The organism is Burkholderia pyrrocinia, from assembly GCF_001028665.1.
GTDB lineage: Bacteria > Pseudomonadota > Gammaproteobacteria > Burkholderiales > Burkholderiaceae > Burkholderia > Burkholderia pyrrocinia.
In genome coordinates, this window is record NZ_CP011504.1 from 3,125,680 (window position 1) to 3,142,656 (window position 16,977).

General features: G+C 66.8%; 11 protein-coding genes. 7 read left to right on the forward strand and 4 right to left on the reverse strand.

What is annotated here, in order from left to right; translation table 11 throughout:
• Window positions 1-27 precede the first annotated feature (27 nt).
• The 4 genes from ABD05_RS29965 to ABD05_RS29980 all read right to left on the reverse strand — a co-directional run bounded on the left by ABD05_RS29965 (window position 28) and on the right by ABD05_RS29980 (window position 6,977).
• The gene (locus ABD05_RS29965) at window positions 28-3,459 is read right to left on the reverse strand and encodes a transglutaminase family protein (RefSeq protein ID WP_047903541.1); all 3,432 of its coding nucleotides are present in this window, start codon (window positions 3,457-3,459) and stop codon (window positions 28-30) included.
• Window positions 3,460-3,551: 92 nt separating this feature from the next.
• Window positions 3,552-4,547 (reverse strand): transglutaminase family protein, encoded by a 996-nt coding sequence (locus tag ABD05_RS29970; protein ID WP_047903542.1) that lies wholly within the window; start codon window positions 4,545-4,547, stop codon window positions 3,552-3,554.
• A gap of 8 nt (window positions 4,548-4,555) precedes the next feature.
• On the reverse strand, window positions 4,556-5,497 hold the full coding sequence (locus tag ABD05_RS29975; protein ID WP_047903543.1) for an alpha-E domain-containing protein: 942 nt from the start codon (window positions 5,495-5,497) through the stop codon (window positions 4,556-4,558).
• 64 nt (window positions 5,498-5,561) lie between these two features.
• Window positions 5,562-6,977: a circularly permuted type 2 ATP-grasp protein gene (locus ABD05_RS29980; RefSeq protein ID WP_047903544.1), complete on the reverse strand. Its 1,416-nt coding sequence runs from the start codon at window positions 6,975-6,977 to the stop codon at window positions 5,562-5,564.
• Between the two features lie 582 nt (window positions 6,978-7,559).
• Here ABD05_RS29980 and ABD05_RS29985 point away from each other — a divergent pair.
• The 7 genes from ABD05_RS29985 to ABD05_RS30015 all read left to right on the forward strand — a co-directional run bounded on the left by ABD05_RS29985 (window position 7,560) and on the right by ABD05_RS30015 (window position 16,887).
• Window positions 7,560-8,555, forward strand: coding sequence for a LysR substrate-binding domain-containing protein (locus ABD05_RS29985; RefSeq protein ID WP_047903545.1), 996 nt, complete (start codon window positions 7,560-7,562; stop codon window positions 8,553-8,555).
• A gap of 737 nt (window positions 8,556-9,292) precedes the next feature.
• The gene (locus ABD05_RS29990) at window positions 9,293-9,703 is read left to right on the forward strand and encodes a ubiquitin family protein (RefSeq protein ID WP_047903546.1); all 411 of its coding nucleotides are present in this window, start codon (window positions 9,293-9,295) and stop codon (window positions 9,701-9,703) included.
• A 63-nt stretch (window positions 9,704-9,766) separates the two neighbouring features.
• A complete protein-coding gene (locus ABD05_RS29995; protein ID WP_047903547.1) occupies window positions 9,767-10,576 on the forward strand; it encodes a hypothetical protein in 810 nt (269 codons plus the stop codon).
• 103 nt (window positions 10,577-10,679) lie between these two features.
• Window positions 10,680-13,049 (forward strand): poly-beta-1,6 N-acetyl-D-glucosamine export porin PgaA, encoded by a 2,370-nt coding sequence (pgaA, locus tag ABD05_RS30000; RefSeq protein WP_047903548.1) that lies wholly within the window; start codon window positions 10,680-10,682, stop codon window positions 13,047-13,049.
• A 13-nt stretch (window positions 13,050-13,062) separates the two neighbouring features.
• Window positions 13,063-15,153: a poly-beta-1,6-N-acetyl-D-glucosamine N-deacetylase PgaB gene (pgaB, locus tag ABD05_RS30005; protein ID WP_047903549.1), complete on the forward strand. Its 2,091-nt coding sequence runs from the start codon at window positions 13,063-13,065 to the stop codon at window positions 15,151-15,153.
• Window positions 15,150-16,421, forward strand: a complete 1,272-nt coding sequence (pgaC, locus tag ABD05_RS30010; RefSeq protein ID WP_047903550.1) for a poly-beta-1,6-N-acetyl-D-glucosamine synthase — start codon at window positions 15,150-15,152, stop codon at window positions 16,419-16,421. The genes pgaB and pgaC overlap by 4 nt, the downstream gene beginning before the upstream one ends.
• The gene (locus ABD05_RS30015; RefSeq protein ID WP_047903551.1) at window positions 16,399-16,887 is read left to right on the forward strand and encodes a hypothetical protein; all 489 of its coding nucleotides are present in this window, start codon (window positions 16,399-16,401) and stop codon (window positions 16,885-16,887) included. Before pgaC ends, ABD05_RS30015 begins: the two co-directional genes overlap by 23 nt.
• Window positions 16,888-16,977 lie beyond the last annotated feature (90 nt).

Below are 16,977 nucleotides of genomic sequence, written 5' to 3' on the forward strand. Positions count from 1 at the left end.
ATCGTCGCCCGCCCCTTCATCGGCCCGTCACGGCCGCCGCAGGTCGAGCGTGAACGGGAATTCGCGGCTCGGCGCGGCGGCCGACACGCTCATCCGCCCCGGCGTGTGCCCCATCTCGACGAAGCGCGCGAGCCGGCGGCTCTCGGCCTCGTACGCATTGACGGGGAACGTCGCGTAGTTGCGCCCGCCCGGATGCGCGACGTGATAGCGGCAGCCGCCGAGCGAGCGCTGCAGCCACGTATCGACGATATCGAACGTGAGCGGCGCATGCACGCCGATGGTCGGATGCAGCGCCGACGGCGGCGCCCACGCCTTGTACCGCACGCCGGCGACATATTCGCCGACGGTGCCGGTCGGCTGCAGCGGCAGCGCGCGGCCGTTGACCGTCACGACGTGCCGGTTGTCGTTCAGCCCCGTCACGCGCACTTCGAGTCGTTCGACCGACGAATCGACGTAGCGCACCGTGCCGCCGGGCGCGCCCTCCTCGCCCATCACGTGCCACGGCTCCAGCGCGCCGCGCAGCGATAGCTGCATCCCGTTCACCGCGATCTGGCCGAACAGCGGGAAGCGGAATTCGAAGTGCGGCGCGAACCATGCCGGATCGAACCCGAAACCGGCGTCGCGCAGTTCGGCCAGCACGTCGTCGAAATCCATCTGAAGAAATGCGGGCAGCATGAAGCGGTCGTGCAGCGCGGTGCCCCAGCGCGTGAGCGGCGTCGTGTACGGCGCGGCCCAGAAGCGCGCGACCAGCGCGCGCAGCAGCAATTGCTGCACGATGCTCATCCGCGCATGCGGCGGCATCTCGAACGCGCGCAGTTCGAGCAGGCCGAGCCGGCCGGTCGACGAATCGGGCGAATACAGCTTGTCGATGCAGAATTCGCTGCGGTGCGTGTTGCCCGTCACGTCGATCAGCAGGTTGCGCAGCACGCGGTCGACGAGCCACGGCGGCATGTCCTGCCCGTACAGCAGCTTGTTGCGCTGGATCTCGGCGAACGCGATGTCGAGTTCGTAGAGCTGGTCGTTGCGCGCCTCGTCGACGCGCGGCGCCTGGCTCGTCGGCCCGATGAACAGCCCGGAGAACAGGTACGACAGCGACGGATGGTTGTGCCAGTACGCGATCAGGCTCGCGAGCAGGTCCGGGCGCCGCAGGAACGGGCTGTCGGCCGGCGTCGCACCGCCGAGCACGAAGTGGTTGCCGCCGCCCGTGCCGACGTGGCGGCCGTCGACCATGAACTTCTCGCTGCACAGCCGCGACTGCCACGCGGCGTCGTACAGGAATTCGGTGTGATCGACGAGTTCGTCGAAGCTCGCGGCCGGATGGATGTTCACCTCGATCACGCCGGGATCGGGCGTCACCTGCAGCAGCTTCAGCCGTGCGTCGCGCGGCGGTGGATAGCCTTCGAGCACGAGCTTCACGCCGAGCGCGTGCGCGGTCAGCTCGATCGCGCCCAGCAGGTCGAGATAATCCTCGAGCGCGGCGAGCGGCGGCATGAACAGGTACAGGATGCCGTTGCGCACTTCGACGCACAGCGCGGTGCGCGTGATCCACGCGGCCGATTCGAAACGCTCGGGCCTGCGCTGCGGGTCGTGCGCATGCGCGGCATGCCGCCCGCTGGCCGGGTCGTCGTTGCGCCACTGCATCACGGTCTGCGCGGACGCTTCGCGATGCACGCCGGACAGGTAGCGCGGCGCATCGGCCGGGCCCGTATGGCGCGCGCGGATGGCGGCGGCGTCCGGCAGCGCGGCGCGCGGCGCGAACGGATCGCGTTCGACCAGGTACGGATGGTCGGCGCGGGCGGCCCACGGCAGCGAATCGAGCGGCAGCCGATAGCCCATCGGCGAATCGCCGGGCACGAGGTACATCCGCTCGTCGCGGAAGAACCACGGGCCCGTCTCCCAGCGCGGGCCGTCGAGGCCCGGCCGATGGCGGCCCCGCGCGTCGTCCGCGCGCTTGACCGGCAGCACGTAGCCGACCACGCTGTCGAGCTGCTGCTCGAACACCTTGCGCAGCCGCGCGCGTTCGAGCTCGTCGTCGAGGCGCGAGTCGAACGGATCGACGTTGACCGGCAGCCGGCGTTCGCGCCACAGGTAGTACCAGACGTCCTCGTAGCCGGGGCGGATGAATTCGCCGGTCAGGTTCAGCCGCGCAGCCAGCGCGTCGATGAAGCGTTTCGCGTCGTCGGTCGTATACGCGGACGGCTCGCGCTCGTCGGCGAACAGCGACGGATCGTGCCACACGGGCTGGCCGTCCGCGCGCCAGAAGATCGACAGCGCCCAGCGCGGCAGTTGCTCGCCCGGATACCACTTGCCCTGCCCGAAATGCAGGAAACCGCCGTCGCCGTATTCGGCGCGCAGCCGCTGTACGAGTTCGGTCGCATAGCCGCGCTTGGTCGGGCCGAGCGCATCGGTGTTCCATTCGGCGCCGTCGCGATCGTCGATCGACACGAAGGTCGGCTCGCCGCCCTGCGTGAGCCGCACGTCGCCGGCCGCCAGCGCGCCGTCGACCTGCGTGCCGAGCGTGCGCACGGCATCCCATTGCGACTCCGTATACGGCTTCGTCACGCGCGGCGATTCGTACACGCGCGTCACCGCCATCTCGTGCTCGAACGACACCTCGCATTCGTCGATCAGCCCTTCGACCGGCGCGGCGCTGGTCGGCTGCGGCGTGCACGCGAGCGGAATATGCCCTTCGCCGGCGAGCAGGCCCGACGTCGGATCGAAGCCGATCCAGCCGGCACCGGGCAGGTAGACCTCGCACCACGCGTGCAGGTCGGTGAAGTCGACCGACGTGCCGCTCGGGCCGTCGAGCGATTTCACGTCGGGCGTGAGCTGGATCAGGTAGCCCGACACAAAACGCGCGGCGATGCCGAGATGCCGGCAAAGCTGCACGAGCAGCCACGCGCTGTCGCGGCACGAGCCGGATGCGAGTTCCAGCGTCTGTACGGGCGTCTGCACGCCCGGCTCCATCCGCACGAGGTAGCCGATGTCGCGCTGAAGCTGCTGGTTCAGCGCGACGAGGAAGTTCACGGTGCCGGCCGGCGTGCGGTCGACGCCGTCGACATACGCGCGGAACAGCGGCGACGCACTCGTTTGCGGATCGCAGGCGAGATACGGCGCGAGTTCGGTCTTCAGCGCGTCGTCATAGCTGAACGGGTATTGGTCCGCGCTCGCTTCCAGGAAGAAGTCGAACGGGTTGTACACCGACATCTCGGCGACGAGATCGATCGTGACCTCGAAGTACTCGGTGCGCTCCGGAAACACGAGTCGCGCGAGATAGTTCGAGAACGGGTCCTGCTGCCAGTTGATGAAATGCTGCGCGGGCTCGACCGTCATCGAATACGCGAGGATCGGCGTCCGGCAATGCGGCGCGGGCCGCAGCCGCACGACCTGCGGGCCGAGGTTGACGAGCCGGTCGTAGCGATAGCGGGTGGTGTGATGCAGCGCGACGTGAATGGACATGGGAGCTCGATTCGGGTTGAGCCGGCCGGGCCGCCGCGTCGCCCTCGACGCGGCGGCCCGGCATGGCGGATTCGGCGAAAGCGCGCGTCAGGTCAGACGAGTTCGGGCGTCTGCACGACGCTGATCTCGACGCCGACGGCCGTCGCGCCGAGCCCCGTCACCGGTTGCGCGTCGCGATAGTCGAGGCCGACCGCGATACGCACGTAGCGCTCGTCCGGGCAGCGGTTCATGAACGGATCGAACCCGACCCAGCCGAGCCCTTCGACATAGGCCTCGGCCCATGCATGGCCGGCCGGCTGCTGCATCAGTGCGGCGGCTTGCGGCTGCGCGCCGAGCGCCGCCTGCGACTGCCCCTGAGACTGCGACTGCGATTGCGACTGTGAGGCACGCGACACGCCGAGCGCCTGCTGCATGCCCTCGCCGCTCTGCAACGCGACCGCTTCCTCCTCTTCGTCGTCGCCCGCGTTCTGCTTCGCATCGGCGATGCGCTGCATCGCGCTGTCGGCGAGCACGTAGCCCGAGATATAGCGCGCGGGTATCTTCAGCACACGCGCGGCCGCGATGAACGCGTGCGCATGGTCGCGGCTCGTCCCCTCGCCGCTTTGCAGCGCGGTTTCCGCATCGACGGGCGCGTCGGCGGCCAGGTTCGGCGCGTACGCGATGCGGCCGTGCACCTCCGTCATCAGCCAGTGCAATGCGTCGAGGCCGCGCGGCTCGATCGGCAGCGCCTGCGCGAGCGCGCGCACGGTATCGCCCGCCTTCGTGAGCGTGGTCTCGCGCTCGAAGATCCACGGCGGCGCATAACCTTCGGGATTGCCGAGAATGCCCGCGCGGTCCTGCGTCTCGACGACGCCGGCCGCGACGACGACGATCTCGGCCTTCGCGCCGCGGTCGTGACGCACGAGGTCGATCCGGTTGCCGAGCCCGTCGGCGTACGACAGCGTCGGCTCGACGCCGTCGATCGTGACCTGCCACGCGCGCACCGTCTGCCCGGGCCCGGACTGCGGGCGCAGCCGCAGCCGTTGCAGCGCGTGGGTGGCTTGATCGTCGAACTGATAACGCGAGATGTGTCGGATGGCGAGTCGCATGGCAAGTCTCAGTCGAAGTTGTAGGCCTGGGCGATTTCGAGCCCGAGGCTGTTGTTGCGGCCGATGAAGTCGGTCAGGAATTCGTGCAGGCCGCTCTTGAAGATCCGCTCGACCGAGGTATCGGACAGCATCTGCAGAATCTTCGTGGCCGTGTCGTGACACGGGTGTGTCACGCCGTAATCCTTCGCGAGCAGGTTCAGGCTCGACACGACGCGCCCGTAGCAATAACGCAGCGAACGCGGCATGCGGCCGTTCAGGATCAGGTAGTCGGCGATGTTCATCGGCTTGTACTGCACGTCGTACACCCAGCGGTACGAACGGTGCGCGGCCACGCAGCGCAGGATCGTCTCCCACTGGTAGTTGTCGAGGATCGTGCCGACGTGCGACACCGACGGCAGCAGCAGGTGGTATTTCACGTCGATGATCCGCGCGGTGTTGTCCGCGCGCTCGATGAATGCGCCGATCTGCGCGAAATCGAAGATCTCGTTGCGCAGCATCGTGCTGTAGAAGCTGCCGAGGATCAGCGCGGTTTCGCGCTTCACCTCGTCGAGCACCGCCGGCAGCTCGCTTTCCGGCACCGGCCGAGCGAGCGCGCGGCGCAGCGCGAGCCACGCGCCGTTCACGCTCTCCCACGCCTCGCGCGTGAGCGCCGTGCGCACCATCCGCGCGTTCGAGCGCGCGGCCTCGATGCACGAGAGCACGCTCGACGGGTTGTCGCGGTCGCGCAGCAGGTAGTCGGTCACGGTATCGGCCGCGTACGCGTCGTATTTCTGCCGGTAGCCTTCGTCGGCGCCCGAGCTGACGAGCACCGACGACCATTCGGCCGGCGCGTCGGCCGTGCGCGTGAGCGCCATCCGCAGCCCGGCATCGACGATGCGCGCGATGTTCTCCGCGCGCTCGATATAGCGGTACATCCAGAAGAGACCGCTTGCAGTTCGTCCCAGAAGCATCTCGTGTCCACTCCGTCTTCGTTCGGTTCGCGCGCCGGCTCCGGCGCGCGCGGTCGTGCCCGGCTCAGTCGGCCAGCACCCACGTGTCCTTGGTGCCGCCGCCCTGGCTCGAGTTGACGACGAGCGAGCCCTCCTTCAGCGCGACGCGCGTGAGCCCGCCCGGCGTGATGCGGATCCGGTCCGACACCAGCACGAACGGCCGCAGGTCGACGTGGCGCGGCGCAAGGCCGGCTTCGGTCAGGATCGGCGTCGTGGACAACGCCAGCGTGGGTTGCGCGATGTAGTTCGCGGGCCGCGCGCGCAGCTTCGCGGAAAACGCCTCGATCTCGGCCTTCGACGCGCACGGCCCGACGAGCATCCCGTAGCCGCCCGAGCCGTGCACTTCCTTCACGACCAGTTCGTCCAGATGCTCGAGCACGTATTTCAGGCTGTCCGCATCGCCGCAGCGCCAGGTCGGCACGTTCTCCAGCAGCGCCTTGCGGCCAGTGTAGAACTCGACGATCTCCGGCATGTACGAGTAGATCGCCTTGTCGTCGGCAATGCCGGTGCCGGGCGCGTTCGCGATCGTGATGTTGCCCGCGCGATAGACATCCATGATCCCCGCGACGCCGAGCACCGAATCGGGGCGGAACGTGAGCGGATCGAGGAAGGCATCGTCGACGCGCCGGTACAGCACGTCGATCGGCTGGAAGCCTTCGGTCGTGCGCATCGCGACGCGGCCGTCGATCACCTGCAGGTCGCTGCCCTCGACGAGGTGCACGCCCATCTGGTCGGCGAGGAACGAATGTTCGTAGTACGCGGAATTGTGGATGCCGGGCGTCAGCACGGCGATGGTCGGGTTGTCCGCGTTGCCGCCCGGCGGGCACACGGCCGCGAGCGACTGGCGCAGCATCTGCGGATAGGTTTCGACCGGGCGCACCTTCACCTGCTGGAACAGCTCGGGGAAGAGCTGCATCATCGTCTCGCGGTTTTCCAGCATGTACGACACGCCGGACGGCGTGCGCGCGTTGTCCTCCAGCACGTAGAACTCGTTCTCGCCGGTGCGCACGATGTCGACGCCGATGATGTGCGTGTAAACGTTGCCGGGCGGCCGGAAATCGATCATCTCCGGGATGAACGCTTCGTTGTGCGCGATCAGGTGCTTCGGCACGATGCCCGCGCGCACGATCTCCTGGCGGTGGTAGATGTCGTCGAGGAACGCGTTGAGCGCCATCACGCGCTGCTCGATGCCGAGCGACAGCCGGCTCCATTCCGGACCCGAGATGATGCGCGGGACGATATCGAACGGAATCAGCCGCTCGGCGGCCTCCGCGTCGCCGTAGACGGCGAACGTGATGCCCGTCTTGCGGAACACGCCCTCCGCGTCGTGGGCTTTCTGGGCGAGGCTCGCGGGATTCTGCGTGTCGAGCCATTGCTTCAGGCGCGCGTAAGGCGCCCTTACCATGTCGCCGGATTGCAGCATTTCATCGAATGGCTTCATCGATCTTTTCTCCATCGATCGTTTTCCCCGGCATTGCGCATGCCGGACCGGCGTAACGACTACTCTGCAAGGACCGTGCCTTGCGATACCCCCCTTTTTGCGCCGCGCCGGGCATGCCCGCGCGGCATGCCGCACCATTACGGTGCGGCGCGCGACGCCGATGGCGGCATCGATGCGCCGCGATCGCGCACGATGCTGCGCTGCGTCTAACGAACATAGTTCTCCCGCGTGTCACGAATGTGCAATCTGCACTGCACAAAAAACGGCCCGCCTGAAGCGCCGGACCGCCGGAGCGGAGGGAGGAAAAGGCGGGCCGGCACGCACACCGCGCGTGCCGGGCCCTGGGGAAGTACCGTCTGCGGCGCCCCGGCAGTTCGACGCGATGAACTAACCGGTTAGCCGGGTCCGGCACCTCAACGCTATGTAGCCGTAATCCCGCCGACAATGCCCATGCATATTTCGACTGACACCCATCGAAAAAAAACATCGGGCCAACCGGCTCGAGGCGCGGTAGTCTAGAAAGTTGGTGCAGCGAAGCGGCGCCGCCTTTCAGGCGCCCGACTATAAAAAGCGAAGATCGAAATGGAAGCAAAGTGGCTGGAAGATTTCCTGAGCCTTGCGGATACCAAGAGCTTTTCCCGGGCCGCGCGTAACCGGCACCTGACGCAGTCGGCATTCAGCAGACGAATCGCCGCGCTCGAAACCTGGATGGACGCGAAGCTGGTCGACCGGAGCATCAACCCGATCACGCTGACGCCGGCCGGCCAGATGTTCCGCGGCCTGGCCGCCGACATCCTGCGCAGCATGTATGCGGCGCGCAATCTCGTGAACGGCTACGACCAGTTCGCGGCCAGCGACCAGGTCGTACGCTTCGCCGTCGCGCATACGCTCGTCTTCACGCTGTTCCCCGAATGGCTCAAGCAGCTCAACGGCGAGGTCGGCCACGTGACCGCGCGCGTCAACGCGGTGAACGTGCCGGAAGGCGTGCAGCAGCTCGTCGAAGGCGAATGCGACCTGCTGCTCGGCTATCACCATCCGCAGTTGCCGATCGTGCTGGACCCGAACCACTTCCCGTTCGTCAACCTCGGCGTCGAGCGGATCCTGCCGGTGTCGACGCCCGACGCGCGCGGCAAGCCCGTGTTCCAGCTGCCGGGCACGCCCGATGCCCCGCTGCCGCTGCTCGCGTATTCGTCGGGCGCGTTTCTCGGGAACATCGTCGAGATGCTGCTGCTGAATGCGACCGAGCCGTATGCGCTGCACCGGTGCTTCGAGACGCACATGTCCGAGGCGCTGAAGGGCATGGTCGTGGCCGGGCACGGGATCGGCTGGCTGCCGGAAAGCTGCGTCGCGAAAGAGCTCGCGGAAGGCACGCTCGTGTGCGCCGGTTCCGGGGACTGGATCACCGAACTCGAAATCCGCCTGTATCGATCGGCACGCAAGCGCGGGCTCGCGGCCGAGCAGTTGTGGACCTACATCATGAACCGGCCGCGCACGGCGGTCGAAGGTGCGAGCGGCGCCGAGCCGTCGGCCGCACCGGCCATGCGCATCGCGCGGCGAAGCGCGGGCGGCAGCCGCTGACAGTCGCGCTCGCGTCGTGTTCGTCCACGGTGCGGGTGCGGGTGCGGGTGCGGGTGCGGGTGCGGGTGCAGTGCAGTCAGCCCCGGGCAATCCGTCTTCCGCATGCATCCTCGTCGCACGGCTTCGTATCGAACTCGCCCCGACAGCAATCGACGATCGTGCGCGGCAAGTGAAATCACCGAACCCGGCCCGTAATCGACATTAAAGAAAACGCAAACGTTTGCGCTTCGGGATCAGGTTTTTTATTACCGCCGCCGCATGCCTGAATAATCCGTCTGATTTTCTCGGCAGAAATACGCCGTTACAGAACAAAATAAAATTTTCCATTTATCTGTAACAACCGACAATATCAAAAACGTCGCACCCCATTTTAAATCTCGCACCCTGTATCCGGACCCCAATCGATTCGCATCGAACACAGCCGCAATAATTCCTTTTATCAGTCGTTATTTTTCGGCACGAATGTCGATACCTCCGATGTGATTCAAAGCGTGCTCGATCATCGCTACCGAAAAGCAATGATCATATCCAGCAATATCGACTTTCTTCAGCGGTAAGCGAGTCAGACGAATCCGTCGTTATCCTATTTAAATAGGATATTTCACCGCCGTCCCATTTCAACCACACGTGGTTGTCGATTCAAAAACCATCGTGTATCAATAGCGTGTCGCAAAAAGAACGCTGGAAACTTGAATCGGATTAAATGCGTTGCCATTGATTCCGGACGGGAGGTTGCAATGTCTTCCTCGTTTCGACAGCATGCTTTCCCTTTCCTGAGCGTCGTCATCTCAACGCTCTGCCTCAATGCGATGGCCCAGGCACCCGCATCCGGTCCGGGCACAGGCCGCTACGTGATTTCGTATATCTGCGGCGACGCGCGGATCGACGGGACCGCACCGCTTCCCCCCGACGGCCGTCCGTACAACCTGGGCGTGTCGTTCGCTTCGGCCCAGACCGGGCAACCGCTTTCCAACGTGCAGGTGCGCCTGCGGCGACATGGCCGCGTGCTCGTCGAATTCAATGCATCGGGGTCGCGCTGCCTGTTCAGCGTGCCCGATGCGAGCTACCGGGTCGAAGGGACCTATCAGGGGGCCACGCAGTTCGCGATCGTCGAAACGGGCGTGCTCACCACGCAGTTGCGATGGTGAACGCCGCCTGAACCCGCTCCGATTGTGTCATTCACCGCAGCGTCTCGAATCAAGGAGCATTGAATGACTCGCGCAGAACGACCGGACGACTCGCCTGCCCGCCAGCCGAAACCCTCCTGGGGTCCTGGCAAGAATGCCGCGCTCAGCTTCGTCGCGTTCGCCACGATCTTCGGCCTCTTCGCCTATACCGAGCGGGACACGGCGCTCGGCCATGCGAGCGTGACGCACGACTTCTCCGGCGCGGTCGCAACCGCCGTCGGGAAGTACCGCAACGCGATCGTGGCCGCGACGTCCCGCGCAACCGGCGCGTCCGGCGCGTCCGGCGTGTCCGGCGTGTCCGGAGCATCGGCCGCCCCCGGGCCGGCGCCGACGATCGCACAGGCCGTGCCGCCGGCACCGCCCAAGTCCACAGCGGCCGAGGTGCCGGCAGTGCCGCCCGTCGCGCTCGCGGCCGAACCGGAAGCCGCGCCGCGGGCAGCGCACCGTGCCGCCGCGAAACGCCGGCTACCGTCGCACGCACCTCCCATGACACTCGCGGCCCAGACGCATGCCGGGTCGGTCCTCGACCGTGCCGGCACACGGTCCGTCGCTGCGCATCGCGCGCCGCGAACCGAGACGCTGGCGGGCACGAGAAAGCGCATGGACCTCGCGCCGAAGCCGCACTCGTACGGCACCGACCCGGCGCACATGCAGACGGCAAGCGTCACGCACGCGGAACTGGAAGGCGCCCGCGCACTGGCAAAGGCACGCTGGTGCGCGCAGATCGACGAATGGAACTGTGTGGAGCAAAACGCGAGCCGGGCGCTCGCGATCGACCCGAAGAACAGCGAATCGCGCGCGTTGCTTGGTCAAGCGGTCCGCAATCGCCTGTGAGCCGGTTCCGCATGGCCGGGCCCGCTGCCCGGCCGCGCGACGAGCGGCGGCGGGCAGCGTCGGGTGTGCAACCGATGCGACCGTTTCATAGTGAGGAAACACCGTGGACAACAATCGGAAACAACACTGCACCACCGTCGCTCCGTCCAACCGGCGGATCCTCCTGCATGCGCCGCTGGTGTTGCTGCTCGTCGCGTCCGGCCCTTGCTTCTCCGCCGACGGCGATACGGAATCGGGCAGCGCCGGTGAAATCGCCGGCACCCACGATGCGCCGGATCCGAAGCCGCCGGACGTGCCGATACGGGGTTCGCTGACGCCGGACGCGCAACCGCCGAATGCGCCGACGCTGATCGCGCAGGCGTCGAGCACCCCGATGCCGAATGCCGCGGCACCCGCCGCTCAAACGCAAAGCCCGCCGCCGGGTACGCCGCCCCCCGCTGCTCAAACACAGAGCCCGCCGATGCCGCGTACGCCAACGCCGGATGCGCAGGCGCCCGGTGCCCAAACGCCCGGTACCCAACCGCCAGGCGCCCGGATACCCGACGCGGAAACGCCGAACGCGCAGATGCCCGACCTCCGTACCGCCGATCCGGCCACCGTCCGCAACGACGTGTTCGGGCTCGCATCGAGCGGCGGCGCGGTCAAGGCGCTGGAGGAAGCGAAGGCGCGCCCCGACGTCTTTTCCGCCGTCGATCTCGCGCAGCTCGAGGAACTGTCGATTCGCCAGCAGGTGCGCGGCGGACGCGACAAGTCGCGCTCGATGACGAGCGCCGACCGCTTCGACGGGCTCGACAACGCATTGCGCGCGGCGGACGACCTCGACAAGCGGATGCCGGTCACGCCCGAGTATTCGCAGGTCAGGACGGCGCTCGCCGGCGACCGGACGGTCGCCTACGCGGCGCGCGGCGACATGAGGAAGGCCGTCGCGACGTTCGAGACGATTCCGCCGGACGCGGAAATCTCGATCGACGCGCTGGCGGCCGTCGGCGACGCGTACCTGTACCTGAGCGAACCGGGCAAGGCCAACGCCGTGTACCAGCGCGCGCTGAAGCAGGCAACCGCGTCGACGACGGACCGTGCGACGCGCGGCTTCCAGTACGGCCCGCGCACGCGCCCGATCGAGTTGCGCGAGGGCCTGTTCTGGTCGTACGTCGACCAGGGACGCGCGGCCGACGCGAAGCAGGCGCTCGACGACATGGGCAAATCGCTGCCGCCGGCCGACCAGGTGCGGACGTGGGGGCCGGAAAGCGACGACTACCTGCGCTACTACCGGCTGCAGGCGCAATACCTGATCTATACCGGCCGGGTGGAGGAAGGGATCGCCGCGCTGGAAAAACTCGAGAAGGAAGTGCCGTTCAATGCGGAAGTCCGCGCCGCGCACGCCGACGCCGTGTCGGGCCAGTCGCATCCGCGCCAGGCGATCGCGATGTATCGCGCGTCGCTGACCGACCACCCGGACAGCGTGGAAATGCTTGCCGGGCTCGGCCGCGCATCGCTGACGGCCGACGACTTCGCGACCGCGAAAAGCGTCGACCAGACCCTCGACAACACGTTCCCCGACAGCGGCGCGGTGCGCGCGTTCAAGCGCGACTACAACGCGTACCGCAGCCCCGTGTTCACGACCGACCTGAGCTACGAACACGGCAACAGCGCGCTGGCCGACAACAGCTTCTCGTCGGACAGTTACGTGTATTCGCAACCGTTCGGCGACAACTGGCGCGTGTTTTCCCACACGTTCTTCGGCCATGCGCAAACCGACGCCGGCAGCATCAGCCGCACGCGCACGGGTGTCGGCGGCGACTACCGGCACGGGCCGCTCACGATCCTGGGCGAAGTCACGCGCTCGCTCGGCACCGACGGGCGAACCGGCGGCCGCGGCTCGATCACGTACAACCTCAACGACTACTGGACGGTCAGCGGCGCGCTCGACTCCAACGACAACACGCTGCCGTGGAAGGCGTATGTCGCGCACATCTGGGGCCGCTCCGCGAACGTCGAGGTCGTGTATCGGCAGAACGACCGCCGCGAAGTCAAGCTGAGCTACGGCGTGAGCCGCTACAGCGATGCGAACCTGCACCAGGAAATTTCCGCGACCGGCACGCAGCGCGTGTACACGTCCGCGAACCAGCTCGTCAACGTGTCGCTGAATCTCGGCACCGACAGCAACACGCGGCAGAACGCGCCCTACTTCAGCCCGGGCCGCGACTACGCGGCCGCGGCGACCGTCATGCACCAGTTGACGCTGTGGAAGAAGGGCGACATGTCGTTGCAGCAGCGCCTGTCGGCGTCCGGCGGCGTGTACAACGAGCGCGGCTTCGGCACCAGCCCGCTGTGGAGCGCCCGCCTCGAGCATGCATGGACGTTCAAGCACGACATCACGCTGACCTACGGCGTCGAAGTCGCCAGCCATGCGTACGACGGCCAGCGCGAGCGCTCCGAAACCGGCTTCCTGTCGGTCAACCTGCCGTTCTAGCAAGGAGATCGGGATGCAATCCAGACGGACCTTCATGTGCGGATGCCTCGGCACGTTTGCGGCCTGTTCGTTGTTCCCCGGCGTGACGAACGCGCGGATGATCGACCTGCTGCCGCCGTCCGATCCGGTCGACGGCAAGACGTTCCGCGTGATCTGCCTGCACGACGTGCGCGACAACCTGCTGTCGTCGTTCGCCACGTCGACGATGGTCGATCCGTACGCGGTCGACACCGGCACGCTGACGGCCATCTTCTCGTGGCTGCAGACCAACAACTACCACACCATCACGGTCAGGCAAATCGAGGCGTCGCGGCACGGCGGCAAGCCGCTGCCGCCGCGCGCGGTGCTGCTCACGTTCGACGACGGCTACCGCAGCCACTACACGAAAGTCCTGCCGCTGCTCGAACGCTTCAAGTATCCGGCCGTGATGGGCATCGTCACCGCGTGGATCGACGCGCCGCCGGATGCGCCGATCAGGATCAGCGACAGGATCGAGATGCCGCGCGACTACTTCATGTCGTGGGACGAGGTGCAGAAGGTCGGCCAGTCGAACCTCGTCGAGCTCGCGTGCCACACGCACAACCTCCACCACGGCGCGGTCGCGAATCCGCAGGGCAACGAGTTGCCGGCCACCACGTCGCACCTGTACCTCGAAAGCGAGAAACGCTATGAAACCGACGCCGAGTTCGAAGCCCGCGTGCACAACGACCTGCAGACATGCGTGCGGCAGATTCGCGAACGCACCGGCATCGTCGCACGCTCGATGGTCTGGCCATACGGCGCTGAGAACCAGCCCGTGCGCAAGATCTCGACGTCGCTCGGCATGGACATCCAGTTCAGCCTCGACGCCGGCCCGAATACGCCGGACGTGCCGCTCGACCGGCTGAGGCGGATCCTGATGATGTACGACGTCGACATCGGCGGGTTCGAGCGGTCGATGCGCGAGCCGGCGACCAACCGCGGCGACGTCGATGTCCCCGAGCGTGTCGTGCAGGTCGATCTCGACCAGGTCTACGATCCCGATCCGGCGCGGCAGGAAACGAATCTCGGCAAGCTCGTCGAGCGCATCTACCGGATGCAGCCGAGATCGGTGTACCTGCAGGCGTTCGCCGATCCGAAGGGCACGGGCGTCGCGGAATCGCTGTACTTCCCGAACCGGCACCTGCCGATGCGCGCCGACCTGTTCTCTCGCGCCGCGTGGCAGCTCAACACGCGCTCGAACGTTCAGGTCTACGCATGGATGCCGGTGCTCGCGTTCCGCCCGCCGTCCGACAAGCATCGCGGGCTCGAAGCCGTCAGCGCGTACGGCGGCGCGCCTGCGCGCGAAAACGGCTCGCGCCTGTACCGCCTGAGCCCGTTCGACCCGCAGGCGCGGCTGATGATCCAGCAGATCTACGAGGATCTCGGCAAGTACGCGTCGTTCAGCGGCATCCTGTTCAGCGACGACGCCGTGCTCGACGATTACGAGGATGCCGGCCGGCACGCGCTGAGCACGTATTCGCAGTGGGGGCTGCCGGCCGACATCGGCAAGATCCGCGCGACGCCGGACCTGATGAGCCGCTGGACGCGGCAGAAGACGCGCTACCTGATCGACCTGACGCGCCAGCTCGAACAGATCGTGCTCGCGAACCAGAACGCGGGCGACGTGCTGACCGCGCGCAACATCTTCGCGCTGCCGGTACTGCAACCCGAGTCCGAAGCGTGGTTCGCGCAGAACTACGACGACTTCCTCGCCACCTACGACTTCGTCGCGCTGATGGCGATGCCGTACATGGAACAGGCGCCGGACCCCGAGCGCTGGATGGACCGGCTCGTCGACGCCGTGCGCGCGAAACAGCGCGGCCTCGCGCGCACCGTGTTCGAACTGCAGTCGTACGACTGGCGCGCACGCAAGGACATCGGCGGCAACGCGCTGATCGCGCAGATGCGGCGGCTGCGCAGCAAGGGCGCGGTGAACTTCGGCTACTACCCGGACAACTTCCTGAACAACCAGCCGGATCTCGACACGATGCGCGACGTGATGTCGCTGAAGTCGCGCCTCGATCCGACGTCGATCAACGCGCTGATGCAGAGACAGCATTCGCAGGGGACGAAAACACCATGACGACCCACGGCATCATCCAGCGCCTGCAGGATTTCGTCTTCTACTACCCGTTCTTCATGTCGTATCTGTGGATGATCGGCGGCGTCGTGCACTACTTCCTGCTCGAAGAGGGCCGCGTGCTGTCGACGCGGACGATCGCGTCGAGCGGCATCCCGAAGATCTCGATCGTCGTGCCCTGCTTCAACGAAGCCGCGAACGCGCGCAGCGTGATCGGCCACCTGAACGCGATGCAGTACCCGAACTACGACATCATCGCGGTCAACGACGGCAGCAAGGATCGCACCGGCGAGATCCTCAACGAACTGGCCGTGGAGATCCCGCGGCTGCTCGTGATCCATCACGCGCGCAACGAAGGCAAGGCGGTCGGGCTCACGACCGCGGCGGCCGTGTCGAACGCGGAATACCTGCTGTGCATCGACGGCGATTCGCTGCTCGCGCACGACGCGATCGGCTGGATGCTCGAGCACTTCCTGACCGACCCGGGCGTCGGCGCCGTGACCGGCAACCCGCGCATCCGCACGCGCACGTCGCTGCTCGGCCGCATGCAGGTCGGCGAATTCTCGTCGATCGTCGGGCTGATCAAGCGCACGCAGCAGGTCTATGGCCGCATCTTCACGGTGTCGGGCGTGATCACGATGTTCCGCAAGACCGCGCTCGCCGACGTCGGCTACTGGAGCTCGGACATGCTGACCGAGGACATCGACATCAGCTGGAAGCTGCAGTGCCGCGACTGGCGCGTCGTGTACGAGCCGCATGCGCTGAGCTGGATCCTGATGCCCGAAACGCTGAAGGGACTGTACCGGCAGCGGTTGCGCTGGGCGAAAGGCGGCATCCAGGTGCTGATGAAGTATGCGGGCACGCTCGCGCGGCCGACACAGATGATGATGTGGCCGCTGTTCATCGAGTACCTGATCGGCATCGCGTGGGCCTACTCGATGTCGTTCATCCTGCTGCTCGCGCTCGTCGACGTGTTCCATCCTTTGCCGCAGAGCTGGCACGTATCGGTCGTGCCGCACTGGCACGGGATGCTGCTGGTCGCAACCTGCATCCTGCAACTGATCGTCGGCAGCATGATCGATCGTCGTTACGACGAAAAACTCCTGATGTATTTCCTGGACACCGTCTGGTATCCCGTGGCCTTCTGGCTGATCAGCATGATCACCACCGTCGTCGCCCTGCCCGCCATCGTGCTGCGGGGCCGCGGCAAGCGGGCCGTATGGGTCAGCCCCGACCGAGGCATTCAACATGAAGAACGCACCGATTATTGACCTTTCCCTGCGCACGCCGCGCGAAATGATCGCCGAGCGCGGCCGCATCGTCGGGCTCGTGATGGTCGTCTGGTTCCGCCTCGTGCGGCCCGCGCTGGTGGGCGCCGTGTGGGCATCGATCTGCATCTACACGTACCGCTACCTGCTGCCGTTCAACCAGGCCGAGATGCCGATCGAACAGATGGTGTTCTACGCGACCTGCATCGCGATCATCGCGGGCACGACGGTCACGTGGCTGATCGCGGGGCGCGTCGTGCATCCGCTCGCGTACCGGCTGCGCGTGTCGAAGATGCTGCGGCGCTCGGCCAGCGCGCAGGTGCGCGCGGTGCCGCCGACCGCGCTGGCCGGCGCCCGCCGGCGCGGCGCGCGGCGCACGACGCGCATTCTCGTCGCGTCGCACGACGCGAACGGATCGATTTCCGGCATCGAATGGGTTGCCCATGCGGGGCCGCCGCCCCGCGAGTAGATCAGCGGAGATGCGCCGCCGCGCACGGGACGCCATCCGTGCGGCGCGGCGCCGCTCCTGACGCCGCGCTGCCGTGCATCGCCGGCAGGC